Here is an 18,066-nt window from a genome sequence, read left to right on the forward strand (position 1 = left end):
CTGGGGGTATTTTTGCGGAAGAGTTGGCTATTGTAGTCTTCCCAGATTGATTCAGGATGAAATTGTAGGATGCTCACTTTATCCATGATGGCGTTCACAATCGCTTCCAGGATTTCATTTTTATCGAGTATCTTCCCTGTGGCAAGAAACAAAGAAGAGGCTTTAGGCAGGTTTTGGAATTCCGTTTGGTTCACATTCAATCCGATCCCGACGATAGATACAATCTTTCCGTCACTCCTGATGCTGTTTTCAATGAGTATGCCACCGATTTTCTTATTGGCTGACAATATGTCGTTAGGCCATTTTATGGAAAGTTCAGGAATATCATACGTTTTTAAAGCTTGCGTTATGGCAGTGGCGACCACAGCATTTAACAGGAATATTTGGTTGATTTCAGACAAGGCCTCTTTAATCAAAAGGCTCATAATTAGATTTTTACCCGGCTCCGTAAGCCAGGTTGTGCCCATTTGCCCCCTTCCTTTCGTCTGCGTTTCAGCACTGACAACGGTAAAATTTTCAGGGTTGCTTCCTGCACAGAGATCCTTCAGGTAATCGTTGGTTGAGTCTATGGCACTGAGTTTGATAATATGCATCGCACCGGGATTAGAAGTGATATTTAAACTTCTGTTAAGGTTCAAAAGTAAAAACAAAAATTGGTAACTTTGCAAACTTATATTAAAATAGTAAATGGCAAAAAAAACTGTAAATAACGATGCGCTGCTGGCACTCATCATTAAAGGAATAGAAGAAGTTAAAGGTAATGACATCGACATCCTGGACTTAAGGGAAATTGACAATTCGGCTTGTGACTATTTCATCATCTGTAACGGAAATTCGAACACACAGGTTAACGCAATTGTAAATTCTGTCCAGAAAACAGTTTCCAAAGAGCTAAAAGACAAACCCTGGCACGTGGAAGGCGCTGAAAACGCGGAGTGGGTATTGATGGACTACGTCAATATCGTCGTACATGTGTTCCAAAAGCCGGTCAGGGAATACTACAATATCGAAAGCCTTTGGGGTGATGCCAAAATCACAACCATCCAGAATAAATACTAAAAAAGCAATCATCATTCATGTCTAAAGATAATATCCCCAATCCAAAAAAGAACAGGTTGAATCCTATGTGGATATACCTGTCGGTTGTAGCAGTTATTGCCTTCGTATATTTTACAGGCGACAACACGCTCAAAGATCCTTCGAAAATCTCCACTTCGGCGTTTAATGAATTCCTCGAGAAGGGATTGATCTCCAAGGTAATCATAAACAATACTGAAGCTGAGGTTTACCTAAACGACCAGGCGCTGAAGGACAAGTATTTTGCAAAAGTGGCTAAGGACGTGTTTGGAAACCCCAATAAAGGGCCACATTTCTTCCTTGATGATATTGGAAATGATGAGTTGTTCCAGAAGAAAATTGAAGCAGCATTGGCAGAAAAGAAGATTAAGGATTTTAACTTTGTCCCTAAGAGCAACCTGATCGACATTTTTACGATGTTGCTGCCGGTCATCATCATCATTGCATTCTGGATTTTTATGATGCGGAGGATGTCAGGCGGTGGTGCAGGCGGCGGCGGGCAAATATTCAACATCGGCAAATCAAAAGCCAAGCTTTTTGACGAAAAAACAGATATTAAAACCACGTTCAAAGACGTAGCCGGATTGGAAGGCGCGAAAGAGGAGATTCAGGAAATCGTTGATTTCCTTAAAAATCCGGAGCGTTACACGAATCTTGGGGGTAAAATTCCAAAAGGGGCGTTGCTCGTGGGCCCTCCGGGAACAGGAAAAACATTATTGGCGAAAGCTGTCGCAGGCGAAGCAAAAGTTCCATTCTTCTCCTTGTCTGGCTCTGATTTTGTCGAGATGTTCGTCGGAGTGGGAGCATCCCGTGTCAGGGACTTGTTCAAGCAGGCCAAAGAAAAATCACCTGCGATTATTTTCATTGACGAAATTGATGCAGTTGGTCGTGCCCGTGGAAAGAATAACTTTTCGGGAGGCAACGACGAACGCGAAAATACATTGAACCAGTTGCTTACGGAAATGGATGGTTTCGGTACTAATTCGAACGTTATCGTTCTGGCAGCAACCAACCGCTCTGACGTGTTGGATAAGGCACTGATGCGTGCCGGACGTTTTGACAGGCAGATATTTGTGGACCTTCCGGACATCAGGGAACGAAAAGAAATTTTTGAAGTGCACCTGGCGCCACTTAAAAAGGTGGAAAACCTCGATACTGACTTTCTTGCGAAACAAACACCAGGATTCTCAGGCGCTGATATTGCCAATGTTTGTAATGAAGCGGCGTTAATTGCGGCACGGAAAAACAAAGCCGCCGTGGACAAACAGGATTTCCTTGATGCGGTAGACCGGATTGTTGGTGGACTTGAGAAAAAGAATAAAATCATTACCGCCGACGAGAAGAAGGCCATCGCCATCCATGAAGCCGGTCATGCTACCGTGAGCTGGATGCTGGAACACGCCGCCCCATTGGTGAAGGTGACAATCGTTCCAAGAGGCCAAAGCCTTGGTGCGGCCTGGTATCTTCCGGAAGAACGACAAATTGTCCGACCAGACCAAATGCTGGATGAAATGTGTGCTACTATGGGCGGAAGGGCAGCAGAGCATGTTACTTTTGGCAGGATTTCGACCGGCGCCTTAAGCGATCTTGAAAAAGTGACGAAACAGGCGAGGGCGATGGTAACCATTTACGGTTTAAATAATAAAATCGGGAATGTGACTTACTATGATTCTTCGGGACAAAATGAATATAATTTCTCCAAGCCGTATTCGGAGGAGACGGCTAAAGTGATTGACCAGGAAATTTCAATCCTGATTGAGAGCCAATATCAACGTGCGATTCAATTGTTAGAGGATAACAAAGACAAGCTGAACCAGTTGGCAGATATTCTGATTGATAAGGAGGTCATTTTTAAAGACGACCTGGAGCATATTTTCGGAAGAAGGCCTTTCGATAAAAACCTGCAGGAGGAAACCGCACTATAAAATAAGTTCAATTTTTATAAAAATCTTAATTCAAAAAACCGTTTGAATTAAGATTTTTTTATCTTTGATAAATTACACACCATATTTTAGTTTTTCAATAATTTATATGAGTCTTTTTAGAAAATTTTTTGGAACAGGGAATGATGCTTCAGATGAAGACAAAGAAAATGATTTAAATGCATTTCCTACTGCCAACCTGCCTATGGATGAGCAGTTTACAATAAATTTCAGGAAGAATGGCGGTAAGTTTCTATATTGTGAGAACCTCTCAGAGGTCAAAACCCACTTTGAAGATATTCTTGAAGAAAATGACTGGTTTGAAAGCGATGCGATGTGTTACGAGCCAAAGCTATACAGCATGCTCGAAGAGAACAAATTAAACTACAAGAACCCACTCAACCCTAAGTTTTTACTGGCAAGTTGCGAAAACCTGATTGCCGATGAAGGATCAGTGCTTTTTTCATCCAATCAGATTAAACAGCATAAACCGCAGGAACTGCCTGCCAATATCGTAATCATTGCGACCACGAGCCAGATCATAGACAACAAGAGTGATGGCCTGCGTGAAATAAAAAAGCGCTACGAAAAGGATTACCCCACAAATATTACCACGATCAAATATTTCGAAAAAGCAAAAGACGAGGATTTCCTGCATTATGGAAGTGTCGCCAAAAATCTCTATTTACTGCTTTTAGAAGATCTTTAAGATGAATGAAACGCTTAAGAGGGGAATCTCCGGTACCGTTTATATTGTTCTGCTGATAGTTTCTATTTTTTATTCCACCGAAAGTTTTTTTGCCTTGTTTGGCCTTTTCCTGTTGATTGCCGTTTATGAATTCTGCAGTCTGGTGCACATCAATAAAGTTTTCCCGCTGCTGTTCGCGATCACTTTTTATGCGTACAGTACGTATTTGCTGTTTAACAAAATTGATGTCAGGACCATAGACCTGGTCTTCCTGGGAATCACAATATTGGTTTCGTTAAAAGCGATGGTTTTTTTGTTCAGTAAAACGCAGGAATCGGTGAGTACATTCTCAAAATACATCTACCTTCTGGGCTACATTATCCTTCCTTTTATCGCCATAACAAAGATTACCGCACTGGGACAATTCAATAGCCACAGCGCCTATACACTAAAAACATACAGCCCGAAAATTATGTTGGGGGTTTTTATTATCATCTGGACGAATGACACCTTTGCCTATATCGTCGGAAAATCTATCGGGAAGCACAAATTATTTGAACGAATTTCTCCAAAGAAAACCATTGAAGGATTTCTCGGAGGCGTTTTGTTTGCCGTGTTGGCGGGATACCTGATTTCGCGGTTTTACATTGCTCCAAGCCCCATCCATCTGCAAAAGTCCATTATCATTTGGGCGATTACGGCATTTGTCGTGAGCGTATTTGGTACAATTGGCGATTTGGTGGAATCAAAGTTTAAGCGCATTGCCGGCGTAAAAGACAGTGGAAAAATTATGCCTGGGCACGGAGGTATATTAGATCGCTTAGATAGTGTTATATTTGCGGCACCATTCATATTTTTATTTTATCAGATTTTAAACTTGTTATAATATGGCATTCGTTAGTTTTCATAAAGAGGGAGCAAAAATTATTTTAATTTCCTGCGCAATTACGGTAGGGATTGTTTTGCTGGCTGACCAGTTTATCCCGGAGCTTTGGATCAAGAAAACCCTCCAGATCGCTGCGCTTTTGTTCCTGATAATTATCCTTCAGTTCTTCAGGAATCCAAAGCGGCTCCTGGTAGTCAACAACAATCATGTCATTGCACCGGTTGATGGAAAAGTTGTTGTGATCGAAGAAGTTTATGAAAGTGAATATTTCAAAGACAACCGCATGCAGGTGTCGATTTTTATGTCGCCTATTAATGTGCACGTGACACGTTTTCCGGTCAGTGGAAAAGTAAAGTTCAGCAAGTATCATCCAGGCAAGTTCCTGGTAGCGTGGCATCCGAAAGCAAGCGAAGAAAACGAGCGCACCACGATAGTCGTCGAAAATAAGGTATTCGGAGAAGTATTGTACCGCCAGATTGCCGGTGCATTGGCGAAACGCATTGTCAATTATGCTGAGGACGGAATGGATGTGGTGCAGGGCGAAGACGCTGGATTTATCAAATTCGGGTCGCGTGTTGACCTATTCCTGCCGCTCGGATCAAAGATCGAAGTGAAGCTTAACCAGAAAGCAGTGGGAAATAAAACAATCATCGCCAGTAAATAATGGACTTTGAAGATTTAGATAAGCGCTTTGAAGAAGCTGTTGAGATTGCCGAACAAATGACCCAGGCCTCACTGCCTCAGGACGTGCAGCTCAGGCTGTATGCATTTTATAAACAGGCCACTTTCGGTACGATAGACACCCGAAGCAATGCTAACTTTGACCTGCGGAACGCGTTTAAGACGAATGCCTGGATGCAGATATCCCATCTCACGCCCGACGAAGCGAAAGAAGCTTACATAGAACTTATTCACGCACTGAAAAAGTAATGTTATGAAATTACGCTATTGGGTTCCAACGTTTATTTTTACGCTCTTCTTGTTTTCATGCAACGAAAAGAAACTGCATGAAGTACAGGTACCTTTACCGGAAAATGAAGTCAAAGCCGCCATGGGAGATCCCTCAGATGTAAAAGCGGAGGAAGGCGCTTTCGAAATGGCAAAGCTGCCTTATGCCTACAATGCACTTTCACCCAGTATTGACGCGCGCACCATGGAACTTCACTACTCAAAACATTACCTGACGTATACCAACAATTTAAATAAGGCGGTTGCAAACACCGAGTTTGAGAAACTGCCCATAGAAGATATTCTTAAGAAAGCAACTACCGATAATATGCCTTTGCGAAACAACGCTGGAGGCTACTACAACCATACCCTGTTCTGGGAAAGCATGTCAGCCAAAGGAGGTGGGCAGCCAAAAGATACACTCGCACTTGCCATTGCCGCCGATTTCGGTTCGTTTGAAAACTTCCGGTCCCAATTCGAACAAGCGGCGTCTGAGCAATTTGGATCCGGTTGGGCATGGCTTCTTGTAGACCAAACCGGAAAACTCCAGGTTAACAGTACGCCAAACCAGGACAATCCGCTAATGCCGGGCGTATTGCTGTCAGGAACACCTATCCTGGGGCTGGACGTTTGGGAACACGCCTATTACATTCAGTACCAATACAAGCGGAAAAATTATATCAATGCTTTTTTTAATGTCATCAATTGGCAGAAAATAAGCGATCGGTACGAGGAAGCGCTTGCTAAAAAATAGAAATTTTCCAATGAAATGTTTAACGTTGATCTTCTGCTTCTTTGCAGCGTCGGTGGGCTGCGCCCAGGTTTCCTTTTCACCATTCATTGAAATTCCAACTGGTTCGTGGCCGGAAGTGGTGTGTATTGGCGATGTGAATAATGACGGACGGAATGATATCGTGATGGGGATGGCCAGTTATGCCAGCAGCGCAAATGATTATACAATACTCGTTTTTAAACAGGATGCAGCAGGCAATTTAGGCACACCCGTAAAATACCCGTACTTATCGGGTTCCTCAGAAATTGAATGCATGGACATCGCAGACATGAACAACGATGGGCTACAGGACATTGTGATTGGGTATGGGACTAAAATTGGGATTTTCTACCAGAACAGCGAAGGCACCCTGAATACGATTTCGGAAATACCGGTAACCAGTTTGGTCAAAAGCCTTAAGGTCGGCGATCTCAATAACGATGGTATTAACGATATTGGCATCGCATATTATGGCAGCAATATAGCCACTTTGATCCAGTCGGAAACAGGAACATTCGCGCATTCCTTGCGTTTTTGTACCACAGCTTATGATACCGAGATCCATATCGGCGACATGAATGGTGATGGTAAAAATGACGTCGTCGTGAAGTCCTTCGATGCCGTCCACGTACTGTTGCAGAATACTTTTGGAACGCTGGACCAACCGGTTACCTACGGTAGTGGAGACAGCTCTTGGATCAATGGTATCGCCACCGGGGATTTGGATAACGATGGAAAGGATGACATTGTGGCATCAAAGGGCGGAAATTCCCCCTCTTCCAAAATTGTGATTTGGAAGCAGGACCCGGGCACGCAGTTGTTCAGCAATCCCAGCTTACTTTCAGCCTATGATATTCCGGAACCAATCGAAGTAGCGGATTTAAACAATGATGGCAGGAATGAAATTATTACCGCGCATGGCGGTTGGATGAGCCTCAGCTGTTACGAACAAGGTCTGTCCGGGCAATATGGTCCCTACTATGATTATCCATTGCCTTATGCTTCCCATTACAACAGGCAGGGGCTTGCGCTTGGCGATTTCAATAACGATGGTTTAAAAGACGTCGCTATCGCAGATTACAACCATGGACTTGTGATGTTGTACAACATATCGGAATCTTTGTCTACGCAAGGACCTCAGCAAATGTCGGAGCCGGTAGTTTTCCCTAATCCGGTCGTCGATGTGCTGCATATTGATTTCAGCAATGCGGTAACAAGCGGCGAAACCAGAATAACCATTTTTAATGGACTGGGCGCGCAAATGAAAATGGTTTTGAAGTCCACTGAATCAGAACGACTCGACATGAGTAATTTTGCTTCAGGGATATATTACCTGAAAATAGAGGATTCAGACAGCTCAATAACAAAAAAGATAATCAAACGATAAAAAAAAATCCCGGAATGAAATCCGGGATTATTTTTTATTTCAGACTCGCCAAACTTTGCTCAATCGTAGCAATTTTTGCCAAAGCATCTGCTTCTTTCTTACGCTCAATCTCAATGACTTTCTCTGGCGCGCCGCTCACGAACTTTTCGTTCGATAACTTGCCCTGCACGGATCTCAAAAAGCCCTTGTTGTATTCCAATTCTTCCGAAAGCTTTTTAATCTCTGCTTCGACGTCGATATTGCCGGTAATTGGCACAAAATATTCATTTGATTTGACACGGAACGACAACGCACCGTCAACCTTCTCCGCAACATACTCCAGATTGTCAATGTTTCCAAGTTTTGATATTACCGCATCAAAATAGGTGGATGCATTGTCGTTATTGATCGCCTTCAATGCAATGGCATCGCGAAACGGAATGTTTTTCTCCTTACGAATCGTACGAACTGCCGAAATTACTTCCATAGCATGTTCAAAATCGGCAATCAAATTCGGATCAAATGACTTGATTTCCGGCCACTCGGATACGATCAACGCTTCATCAACACTTCGTGTCGCGATCAACTGCCAGATTTCCTCAGTAAGGAATGGCATAAAAGGATGCAGCAGTTTCATATTGTTTTCAAGCATCGCAATGGCTTTCGCAAATGTCACCCTGTCAATCGGTTGTTGGTACGCCGGTTTAATCATCTCAAGGAACCACGAACAGAAATCGTCCCAAACCAATTTGTAAATCGCCATCAACGCGTCAGAAATGCGGTACTTTTCGAAATGGTCTTCGATTTCCGCCAAAGTCTGCTGGAGCTTTGACTCATACCATTCAATCGCTACTTTTGAAGACTCGGGTTGCGGGATATCGGCTACTTCCCAGCCTTTTATCAGGCGGAAAGCATTCCATATTTTGTGTGTAAACGCTTTACCCTGGTTGCACAATTCTTCGTCGAAAAGAATGTCATTACCTGCAGAGGCACTTAACAACAACCCGATACGTACACCGTCAGCACCAAATTTCTTAATCAGATCCAATGGGTCAGGGGAGTTCCCTAATGACTTGGACATTTTGCGTCTTTGGCTGTCGCGAACCAACCCCGTGAGGTATACATTCGTAAAAGGTTTCGCTCCGGCATATTCATACCCTGCAATAATCATCCGCGCTACCCAGAAGAAAAGGATATCCGGACCGGTTACCAAATCGTTTGTGGGATAGTAATATTTAAAGTCCTTGTTTTCAGGCTCCATAATGCCTCCGAATACCGCCATGGGCCATAACCATGAAGAGAACCACGTATCGAGTGCATCAACGTCCTGTGTTAAATCAGTGGACAGCAGGCTTTCATTTTTTGTTTTGGCTTTCGCCAATGCCAATGCGTCCTGCGCATTTTCAGCAACGACAAAGTCTTCTTTGCCGGGTCCATAATAATACGCCGGAATTTGCTGCCCCCACCACAGTTGTCGTGAAATGTTCCAGTCGCGGATATTTTCAAGCCAATGCCTGTAAGTAGATTCAAATTTCTTTGGATACAGTTTGATTTCGTGATCCTCCAATACCGATTTTATGGCTGGTTTGACCAATTCTTCCATTTTCAGGAACCATTGATCGGATAAACGCGGTTCAATGACCGCTTTTGTCCTTTCGGAAGTTCCTACTTTATTGACGTGATTTTCAGTTTTCGCCAAATCGCCATTTTCTTCCAGTTCTTTTACAATTTCGGTGCGGACCACAAAACGGTCTTTCCCTTCATAATGCAGACCGAAGGAATTCAGCGACGCATCCTCATTAAAAATATCAATGATTTCAAGTTGGTGCTTTTCTCCCAAGGTTTTGTCGTTCATGTCGTGTGCGGGCGTCACCTTCAGGCAGCCGGTACCGAACTCAATGTCAACGTATTCATCCTCGATGATGGGAACCACGCGCCCACAAATCGGTACAATGGCCTTTTTTCCTTTCAGGTGGGAAAAACGCTCATCGTTTGGATTGATACATATGGCTGTATCTCCAAATATTGTCTCAGGCCGTGTCGTCGCTACCGTGAGAAAATCATTGCTGCCTTCAATCTTATATTTAAGGAAGTACAATTTCCCCTGTTGTTCTTCGTAGATAACCTCTTCATCAGAAAGCGTGGTTTTTGCTTCCGGATCCCAGTTTACCATACGGAAGCCACGATAAATCAGGCCTTTGTTGTATAAATCAACAAAAGAGCGGATGACGGATGCCGACATGTCAGGATCCATCGTAAACTTTGTACGATCCCAGTCACAGGAAGCGCCAAGTTTCTTCAACTGTTCCAGGATCACACCGCCATATTTGTCGGTCCATTCCCAGGCATGCGCGAGGAATTCTTCGCGTGATAAATCATTTTTACTGATGCCTTCCGCTTTCAATTTGGCCACTACTTTTGCCTCGGTAGCAATCGAAGCGTGATCCGTACCCGGTACCCAGCAGGCATTGAAACCTTTAAGGCGCGCGCGTCGAATCAGTACATCCTGGATCGTATTGTTCAGCATGTGCCCCATATGGAGTACGCCGGTAACGTTCGGCGGTGGGATCACAATCGTGTAAGGGGTCCGGTGGTCGGGCTCTGAATGGAAATAGTTGTGCGCCATCCAGTAGGCGTACCATTTGTCTTCAATGGTTTTGGCGTCAAATTGCGTTGGAATTGTCATATAGTCTTGGTTTGCCAATATGGCATTTATTTCGGGTTATTGTTGTTGCGGCAAAATATCCTGTGGTACTGGTGCGTTTTAGCCCTGATGATCCCGAAACTTCGGGAGGCATCTCCCGGTTTAGACAAACAAGGCGTTTTGCCGTAGTTTTTCTAAATAGGGAATACAGCTTACAGCAGGAACAGCTCCAAAAGAAAAAAAATCTTCGGTACGGTTTTTGCAATAGTTTGCAAAATTAAATAAATAGCGTGGGATAAAAAATTAAGGTTTAATTATTTGTACATTAATCAAAAGAAATTAAATTTACGAACCCAAATAAAAATTTACAAAATGAAAAGAATATTATTTTTAATGGTTTTCAGCGTGTTCTCTGCAGCTGGTTTTTCTCAGGCGGGGCCTAAGATTGAGTTCATGGCCAAAGACAACACAATCGACTACGGGACCGTTTCCAAGGAATCTGACAGTGGCATCAGGAGTTTTGAGTTTAAAAATACCGGCGATGCGCCATTAATAATTACCAATGTACAATCTACCTGTGGCTGCACCGTACCGTCAAAACCTACTGAGCCGATTCAACCCGGCAAAACAGGAAAGATTGATGTGAAGTACAATATGAATCCCGGAGCCATCCGTAAAACAATTACGGTAGAATCGAACGCCGTGAACGTTGAAGGCGGAAAGATCGCGCTAAAGATTAAAGGCGAAGTGATTGCAAAAAAAGAAGTGAATTTATTGGAAAAGAAAAAGTCGATTATGGAAAAGTAATCACCGTTGATATATTTTTGAACCGCCCCGTAAAGGCGGTTTTGTTATTTTAGTTCGAAACGATTAATATTTCCACCCTGCGGTTTTCATCTTCTTCCTGTACGCTTTTTTCCGGTACGGGATGCATCGGACGCGTGATGCCATAGCCTTTATAAGAAAGCCGCTCCCGATTGACTTTATTACGCACCAGATAAGCATAGACTGCCTTGGCACGCTTTGTTGAAACGTCATTCACATCGCCATTGGTCTGGCAGCAAATGTGTCCCTGTATTTCTATCTGGAGTTTCGGATTGTCTTCCATAATGCAAAGCAGCTCGGCAAGCACCGGTTTCGACTTCGGAACTACAGCGTCCGAATTGTTTAAAAAATTGATGTTCTCCAATTTAATCAGGTCGCCTGGTTTCGAAGATTTGACCTGTTCCGTCAGTGTCTGGTAAGCCGTTTTCGGCACTTGTACAGGCGTTACCGGCTTTTTGGGGATGTAGGAAATGGTCACTTTCCGGTTTTCCGATTGTACTTTTGACTGGATGAAATCTTCCCCGAAACCCTTTGTTTCATAGCCTGCAGCCACCAAAACCTTATTGCTGATCAGGTAATTGTATACCTGGTTTACCCGTTTCATGGAAAGGGTATCATTGTACCCGTTGGCTCCTTTCCAATCACAATACCCATAAATTTTAGTGACTTCAATTTCCTTGTTTGCAGCCAACCATTCATCCAGTTTGGCCTGTGCAGCAGGATTGAGATCAAATTTGTTAAAGTCAAAAAATACTTCAAGCTGTTGCTGTGCGTCCGCTTTCGAAAATACAGCTGCAATGAGCAATAGGCAATAGTAAATAGTAGTTTTCATCAGTTGGAAATGATTTCTATTTCAACACGGCGGTTTGCGGCACGTTCTGCTTCGTTCTTTTCCGGAATGGGAAATAAGGGATCATTTGTCCCAAGTCCCTTATAGGAAAGACGCGCCTTATCAATGTCATATGCGGTCAGGAAATTGTAGATGGCCTTGGCGCGCTTGGTAGACAGGTCCTGCTTGTCTGAAGGCATGCAGCATAAATGCCCCTGAATCTGGATCTTCAAATCCGGGTTCCTGCGCAACACGAGTAACAGCTCAAACATTTTGGGTACGGACTCCGGGACAACGATAAACGTGTTAATGCGGAAGTTCAGGTTTTCAATGGGCAACTTGTCACCGGGCTTCGCCAAATTTACCTTTTGCATAAACACCGTGTCCAGTTTCATCGTGGTCTGTGTGCCGTTGGGATTGTCAAGCGTCATGGTTTCCGGGAATTTTATGGGCGCCCGCACTTTCGGCTTTTCCGGAATGGCTTGTGGTTTTAGGCCAAGTATCTCATCTTCCCGCGACAGATCCTTTGGCAGCAGGTAATAAATCGTAACCTTTCGGTTTTCCGATTTGAGGTGAGAAGACTGGAATTTTTCACCGAAACTTCTCGTCTTGAAATCGTCACGGATTTTTATCTTGTCTTTTAAGATGCCAACAATAAAATCGACACGTTTTTTCGCCAGTGTATCATTAAACCCATTCGTGCCATCTTCGTCAGTATATCCGTTTACCGCGACAATTTTAGACTCCTTGTTGGCGGCAATCCAATCGTTGAGGCGGGCGTCTTCTTTTTTGCTTGTGCTGAATTTGTTGCTGTCAAAATAGACAGAAAAGGATTCCTGCGCCTGCGATGCGGCAGCACATAGAAAGAAAAAGGCAGATAATAAGGATAATTTCATGTCAGGAATAATATTCACGAATTTACTGATTTTTTAATCGCATCATAATTAATTGGAACGGTAATATCCATTGAATTCATATATTTGGGACTTAAAATCCAACTTATGAGAAAAAATTTACTAATCACATTGCTCTTTTGTGGAGGCTTTTGCCATGCACAATCGGTCATACAAAGCATTAATTCCGGAAGTGTCATTTCGGCCAGTACTTCCATCGGTGTGGGGGAGATTGTAGTCATTCCGCAGAACCAAAACCAGTCTGCTACCGGACTGATCGGCGTATTGGCACAGGTAAACCAGCAATTTCTGGAAGTGCCGTCCCTTCAATTGTCAGACAGGATTACGGTATACCCGAATCCGACCGTCGCCAAGGTCTTTTTTGAATCAAAGCAAAGCCTTTCCAATGAGAACGTCGCTGTATTCAATGAAGCAGGCCAGCTCGTGGTCCAGGCGAAAGTCACTTCAGACAACGCCGTGGATCTTTCCCAGCTGTCGCAGGGCATTTATCTGATCCAACTGGCAAACGACAACACAAAAACATTTAAAATCATCAAACATTAAGACATGAAAAAATTATTACTCTTAGCTGCATTATTGATTTCGGCAACCACCTTTGCCCAGGTTCCCCAGGGCATTTCCTATCAGGCGATTGCATTAAACGGTTCAGGAAATCCAGTGGTCAGCACCAATGTGGGCATACGCCTTTCGATACTTGATGCATCTGCAACAGGAACGACCTTGTATACGGAAACCCAAACGAAAACGACAACTGCCCAGGGACTTTTTAACCTGGTAATCGGGCAGGGAACCCCGGTTTCAGGAACTTTTGCGGGAATCAATTGGAAAACCAATTCAAAATTCCTAAAAGTAGAGATGGACATTGCCGGAGGGTCGAATTATGTTTTGGTAGGAACAACACAGTTGCTTTCAGTGCCTTATGCCTTAGCCGCAAAATCGTTGGTTTTGGCGCCTGGAGAAGGAATTACTTTGACGTCGCCTAACGGTACACCGTATCAATTAACCGTAAATGATGCCGGGTCGCTTTCATTGCCCACAGCAGCGAATCCCAATAATTACCCCGCTGATTTGTATCTCTATGGAACTTTCAATGGCTTTAACACCTCAACCGCACAACTTCTGAATTATAACGATAGTTACTTCACTGGCTTTAAATACCTGACAGGAGGCAGCCAGATCAAATTAATTTCGAGCACAGCCCCAAATGCAGCTGTTTATGGAAATTCGGGTGGCATGCTGGTGCTGAACGGAAGTGCTTTTACAGCGCCTTCATCGGGCTTATATTGGATCAGCGTTAGTGCATATGATGGTGATAATGGCATGTATTTGGACGTTACGCAATTCGTACCAAAAGTTTTCGTGAATACGACATCTATGTCGTATAACATGACATATAATGCAGCCACCAATACAGCAAGCGCTACCGTAACCGGAATTCTAAGTGGTGATAATTTCTATTTCAAGATGCCACATCCAAACTCTGGGAACTTTAATTATGGTGATTACCTGGCAGATGGGACTGCTGAAATGGGAGGCACCGAAATATCATTTCCCGGGGCATCTGCCTCAGTACCGAAAAACTACAAAATTGATTTTGTCATAAACGTTAACGGTACAGGCGCTTACACCGTCACACAGGTTCCTTAAAGAATTTATATTGTAAACAAAAAGCCCCGCAATCGCAGGGCTTTTTTTATTATTGGGAATTCAGTGTTATCTCGTAAACAACAACTCCCTGTACTTCGTCAATGTCCAGCTCTCATCATCAACCAGCAGTTCCAGTTTGTCACAGTGCTCGCGGATCACTTCAAAATACGGTTTTACATTGTCACAGTATTGCTCCGCCATTTGCTGCCCATCCGTAAGCGCATTGGCCGTTTTACGGGCCTCAGTCATCGCTTCCACCTGGGTGTTGATGCCTTCGATATGTTCCGAAATTTCCTTGATTAGCGTAATTTGCTCTTTCGCATACTTCTGGAAATCATCGCCGAAAATCTCCTTCAGGCCGCGTACGTTTTCAATCAGTGTATTCTGGTAACGGATTGCCGTAGGAATCACGTGGTTTCTCGCAATATCGCCCAATACACGCCCTTCGATCTGGATTTTCTTGGTGTATTCTTCAAGTTCGATTTCGTAACGCGCTTCCACCTCCACATGGTTCATGATGTTCAATTCCTTAAACAGGTCCAACGCTTCTTTCGAAATTTTAGCTTTCAGTGCCAATGGCGTCGTCTTAAAGTTGCTCAGTCCGCGTTTTGCCGCTTCCTGCTCCCACGCATCGCTGTATCCGTCTCCTTCAAAAAGAATGTTTTTAGAAGTCTTGATGTATTCCCTCAAAACATTGAAAATCGCCTCGTCTTTTTTCAGGCCTTTGCTGTCAATCAATGCATCCACTTCTTTCTTGAAGTCTTTGAGTTGCTTGGCCACAATAGCATTCAGCGTAGTCATCGCATTGGCACAGTTTGCCGACGATCCCACGGCCCTGAACTCAAACTTATTCCCTGTGAAAGCAAATGGCGATGTCCTGTTCCTATCGGTGTTGTCCAGCAATACATCCGGAATTTTACCCACCACATTCAGCTTCAGGTCTGTTTTTTCCTCCGGAGACAATTTTCCTGTTGACACGCCTTCCAATTCGGCCAGGACTTTCGTCAACTGTTCCCCAATGAATACAGAGATGATCGCTGGTGGCGCCTCGTTTGCGCCAAGCCTGTGGTCATTACTCGCCGTAGCGATTGAAGCCCTTAACAAGGATTCATAATTGTTTACCGCTTTGATCGTATTGATAAAGAAAGCCAGGAACTGCAGGTTGCTCATCGGTGTTTTTCCAGGACTCAACAGGTTTACGCCTGTATCGGTAGCCATAGACCAGTTGTTGTGCTTTCCGGAACCATTCACACCCTTGAACGGCTTCTCATGGAACAGTACTTTAAAATCATGGCGTTCGCCTACTTTTTGCATCACGTCCATCAACAACGAGTTGTGGTCCACCGCGAGGTTCGTCTCCTCAAAAATAGGGGCAAGCTCAAACTGGTTCGGAGCCACCTCATTGTGGCGCGTCTTTACCGGAATGCCGAGGTACATGCACTCTTGCTCGAGTTCACGCATGAATGTCAGTGCACGGGACGGAATCGACCCAAAATAATGGTCGTCCAACTGCTGTCCCTTCGCAGACGTATGTCCTAAAAGCGTCCTTCCCGTCATTAAGATGTCAGGCCTTGAATTGGCCAACGCCGTATCCACAAGGAAATATTCCTGTTCCCACCCTAAAGTGGCAGTCACTTTCTTAACATTTTTATCAAAATAACGGCACACGTCTGTCGCCGCCTCATCCACAGCATTCAATGCCCTTAACAAAGGTGTTTTATAATCCAGTGCTTCCCCGGTGTAAGAAATGAAAACCGTCGGGATGCATAACGTAGTACCAAAAATAAATGCCGGTGATGTCGGGTCCCATGCCGTGTAACCACGTGCTTCAAACGTATTGCGGATGCCGCCGTTCGGGAAGCTGGATGCGTCCGGTTCCTGTTGCACCAATTGGCCACCGCCGAATTTCTCCAACGGATCACTGCCGTCATATGACGTTTCAAAGAAAGCATCATGCTTCTCTGCTGTGGCACCCGTTAAAGGCTGGAACCAGTGTGTATAGTGGGTCACGCCTTTGGTTAAAGACCATTCTTTCATGCCCATGGCAATGTAATCGGCGAGTTTCCTGTCAATCTTTGTGCCATGCTGGACCGCATCTTTCACCCCTTTATAAGCATCAGGCGTAAGGAACTGCCTCATGGCTTTGTCATTAAACACATTAGCACCGAAAATCACGGATTTCCTGTCTGCTTCGTCGAATTTAACCGGCTTTCTTGTAGATGCTTCTTTCAAAGCCTGAAAACGTAATGTTGACATAAAAATTGAGTTTTTAAAGTGAATACCCTATTAATTTGATGCAAATATATTATTTTTTACACACTCAAAAACAATATACCCTAAAAAAATAGGGGTTAAATTGTTAAAATATTATTTTTGGTAACTTCTCTTATGATTTAAGGTCGAATAAATTTTTTGGGTTAAGGAAAAGGCAATGTTAAATTTTATTATTTTTATAATTGCAAAATACATTCAATTGCGACAATTGTCACCCCGAGCGCAGTCGAGCGACAACTAACGGAATTCATCATGTCCCACGTTGTCACCCCGGGCGCAGTCGAGGGCAACTAATGCCAATTTTTTGGACTTTACACGTTGTCACCCCGAGCGCAGTCGAGGGGCAAATAACGACCATTCGTTGTATATTGCTTTGTCACCCCAACCGCAGCCGAGGGGAAACTATAAAACAAATAACTTTAAACGCCATACAAAATGAAATTTTATTATGTTTACATTCTGAGATGTAAGGATGGTTCTCTATACACAGGAATCACCAACGACCTTGAAAGACGGACCAATGAGCATAACGACGGAAAGCTGAAGAATGCATATACTTTCACACGACGACCCGTGTCGCTCGAATTTTATCAGGAATTTACAGACCCGTTGCAGGCCATTTATTTCGAAAAAAAACTAAAGAAATGGTCTAAAGTAAAAAAGGAAGCATTAATAAAAGGAGATTTTGATATGATACAAACGTTATCCGAATGCCGGAATGCAAGTCATTCAGACTACTATAAATAGATTTTAAAAGCCCCTCTCCCGAAATTTCGGGAGCGCTCGGGGAGACCGCCAAAACTACATAATAAAACCAACCCATGAACCGAACCATTTCCCACTCCCTTTTCTCTGATTTCGACATCTCGTTGTTCAAAGCCGGAAAACACTTCCGCCTGTATGAAAAACTAGGCGCACATACCATCGAAGTCGACGGCGTCAAAGGCGTATATTTTGCTGTCTGGGCGCCTTCCGCACGCGCCGTGTCAGTGATCGGCGATTTCAATTACTGGGTGCAGGGCGAGCATCCGCTCAATGTACGCTGGGATTCTTCCGGAATCTGGGAAGGATTCATCCCCGGCGCCGAAAAAGGCATGCGCTACAAATACAAAATCCAGTCCTATAATAATGGCATCATCACCGAAAAAGCTGATCCGTTCGCTTTGTTCTGTGAACATCCGCCTGAAACCGCTTCGATCATCTGGGACCTCGATTATAAATGGAAAGACAAATCCTGGATGGAAACCCGTAAGGACAAAAATGGGCTCGACAAG

General features: G+C 43.8%; 17 protein-coding genes and 1 pseudogene. 13 read left to right on the top strand and 5 right to left on the bottom strand.

Going from position 1 to position 18,066, the window contains the following annotated elements; all coding sequences use genetic code 11:
* A partial coding sequence (locus CFE23_RS15515; RefSeq protein ID WP_291090007.1) for a biotin--[acetyl-CoA-carboxylase] ligase occupies window positions 1–593 on the bottom strand: 593 nt, incomplete at its 3' end.
* Window positions 594–687: 94 nt separating this feature from the next.
* On the opposite strand from CFE23_RS15515, the gene rsfS reads away from it, so the two are divergent.
* From rsfS to CFE23_RS15555, 8 genes are all read left to right on the top strand, one after another.
* On the top strand, window positions 688–1,059 hold the full coding sequence (gene rsfS, locus CFE23_RS15520) for a ribosome silencing factor (RefSeq protein WP_291090010.1): 372 nt from the start codon (window positions 688–690) through the stop codon (window positions 1,057–1,059).
* A 17-nt stretch (window positions 1,060–1,076) separates the two neighbouring features.
* A complete protein-coding gene (gene ftsH / locus CFE23_RS15525; protein ID WP_291090013.1) occupies window positions 1,077–3,002 on the top strand; it encodes an ATP-dependent zinc metalloprotease FtsH in 1,926 nt (641 codons plus the stop codon).
* Window positions 3,003–3,108: 106 nt separating this feature from the next.
* Window positions 3,109–3,708 carry a lactate utilization protein B/C gene (locus CFE23_RS15530; RefSeq protein WP_291090016.1) on the top strand — a complete coding sequence of 200 codons (600 nt, stop codon included), beginning with the start codon at window positions 3,109–3,111 and terminating at the stop codon, window positions 3,706–3,708.
* Between the two features lies 1 nt (window position 3,709).
* Window positions 3,710–4,573 (top strand): phosphatidate cytidylyltransferase, encoded by an 864-nt coding sequence (locus tag CFE23_RS15535; RefSeq protein WP_291090019.1) that lies wholly within the window; start codon window positions 3,710–3,712, stop codon window positions 4,571–4,573.
* A gap of 1 nt (window position 4,574) precedes the next feature.
* Entirely contained in the window at window positions 4,575–5,237 is a 663-nt protein-coding gene (locus CFE23_RS15540; RefSeq protein WP_291090022.1) for a phosphatidylserine decarboxylase family protein, read from the top strand.
* On the top strand, window positions 5,237–5,503 hold the full coding sequence (locus CFE23_RS15545) for an acyl-CoA-binding protein (RefSeq protein WP_291090024.1): 267 nt from the start codon (window positions 5,237–5,239) through the stop codon (window positions 5,501–5,503). Before CFE23_RS15540 ends, CFE23_RS15545 begins: the two co-directional genes overlap by 1 nt.
* Window positions 5,504–5,507: 4 nt before the next feature.
* Window positions 5,508–6,275 carry a superoxide dismutase gene (locus CFE23_RS15550; protein WP_291090027.1) on the top strand — a complete coding sequence of 256 codons (768 nt, stop codon included), beginning with the start codon at window positions 5,508–5,510 and terminating at the stop codon, window positions 6,273–6,275.
* Window positions 6,276–6,285: 10 nt separating this feature from the next.
* Window positions 6,286–7,680, top strand: coding sequence for a T9SS type A sorting domain-containing protein (locus CFE23_RS15555; protein WP_291090030.1), 1,395 nt, complete (start codon window positions 6,286–6,288; stop codon window positions 7,678–7,680).
* 34 nt (window positions 7,681–7,714) lie between these two features.
* On the opposite strand, the gene CFE23_RS15560 is transcribed toward CFE23_RS15555, so the two are convergent.
* Window positions 7,715–10,345: a valine--tRNA ligase gene (locus CFE23_RS15560; protein ID WP_291090033.1), complete on the bottom strand. Its 2,631-nt coding sequence runs from the start codon at window positions 10,343–10,345 to the stop codon at window positions 7,715–7,717.
* A 330-nt stretch (window positions 10,346–10,675) separates the two neighbouring features.
* Here CFE23_RS15560 and CFE23_RS15565 point away from each other — a divergent pair, with 330 nt between their 5' ends.
* The gene (locus tag CFE23_RS15565; protein ID WP_291090035.1) at window positions 10,676–11,110 is read left to right on the top strand and encodes a DUF1573 domain-containing protein; all 435 of its coding nucleotides are present in this window, start codon (window positions 10,676–10,678) and stop codon (window positions 11,108–11,110) included.
* Between the two features lie 49 nt (window positions 11,111–11,159).
* Here CFE23_RS15565 and CFE23_RS15570 read toward each other — a convergent pair whose 3' ends face one another.
* Both CFE23_RS15570 and CFE23_RS15575 read right to left on the bottom strand, forming a co-directional pair.
* Window positions 11,160–11,960 (bottom strand): OmpA family protein, encoded by an 801-nt coding sequence (locus CFE23_RS15570; RefSeq protein ID WP_291090038.1) that lies wholly within the window; start codon window positions 11,958–11,960, stop codon window positions 11,160–11,162.
* Complete coding sequence (locus CFE23_RS15575; protein ID WP_291090041.1) at window positions 11,960–12,853, bottom strand: OmpA family protein; 894 nt, start codon at window positions 12,851–12,853, stop codon at window positions 11,960–11,962. Before CFE23_RS15575 ends, CFE23_RS15570 begins: the two co-directional genes overlap by 1 nt.
* Window positions 12,854–12,958: 105 nt before the next feature.
* Here CFE23_RS15575 and CFE23_RS15580 point away from each other — a divergent pair, with 105 nt between their 5' ends.
* Together CFE23_RS15580 and CFE23_RS15585 are read left to right on the top strand one after the other, a co-directional pair.
* Window positions 12,959–13,414 (top strand): T9SS type A sorting domain-containing protein, encoded by a 456-nt coding sequence (locus tag CFE23_RS15580; RefSeq protein ID WP_291090044.1) that lies wholly within the window; start codon window positions 12,959–12,961, stop codon window positions 13,412–13,414.
* A 3-nt stretch (window positions 13,415–13,417) separates the two neighbouring features.
* Complete coding sequence (locus CFE23_RS15585) at window positions 13,418–14,518, top strand: hypothetical protein (protein ID WP_291090047.1); 1,101 nt, start codon at window positions 13,418–13,420, stop codon at window positions 14,516–14,518.
* Between the two features lie 66 nt (window positions 14,519–14,584).
* Here the strand turns inward: CFE23_RS15585 and CFE23_RS15590 are convergent, their stop codons facing one another.
* Entirely contained in the window at window positions 14,585–16,774 is a 2,190-nt protein-coding gene (locus CFE23_RS15590) for a glutamine synthetase III (RefSeq protein WP_291090050.1), read from the bottom strand.
* Window positions 16,775–17,227: 453 nt separating this feature from the next.
* Between CFE23_RS15590 and CFE23_RS15595 the strand changes: the two genes are divergently transcribed.
* Together CFE23_RS15595 and CFE23_RS15600 are read left to right on the top strand one after the other, a co-directional pair.
* Window positions 17,228–17,539 carry a GIY-YIG nuclease family protein gene (locus CFE23_RS15595; RefSeq protein WP_291090053.1) on the top strand — a complete coding sequence of 104 codons (312 nt, stop codon included), beginning with the start codon at window positions 17,228–17,230 and terminating at the stop codon, window positions 17,537–17,539.
* A 74-nt stretch (window positions 17,540–17,613) separates the two neighbouring features.
* Window positions 17,614–18,066: pseudogene (locus tag CFE23_RS15600) on the top strand (1,4-alpha-glucan branching enzyme); the annotation flags it as partial.

Source organism: Flavobacterium sp. BFFFF1, from assembly GCF_002256285.1.
GTDB lineage: Bacteria > Bacteroidota > Bacteroidia > Flavobacteriales > Flavobacteriaceae > Flavobacterium.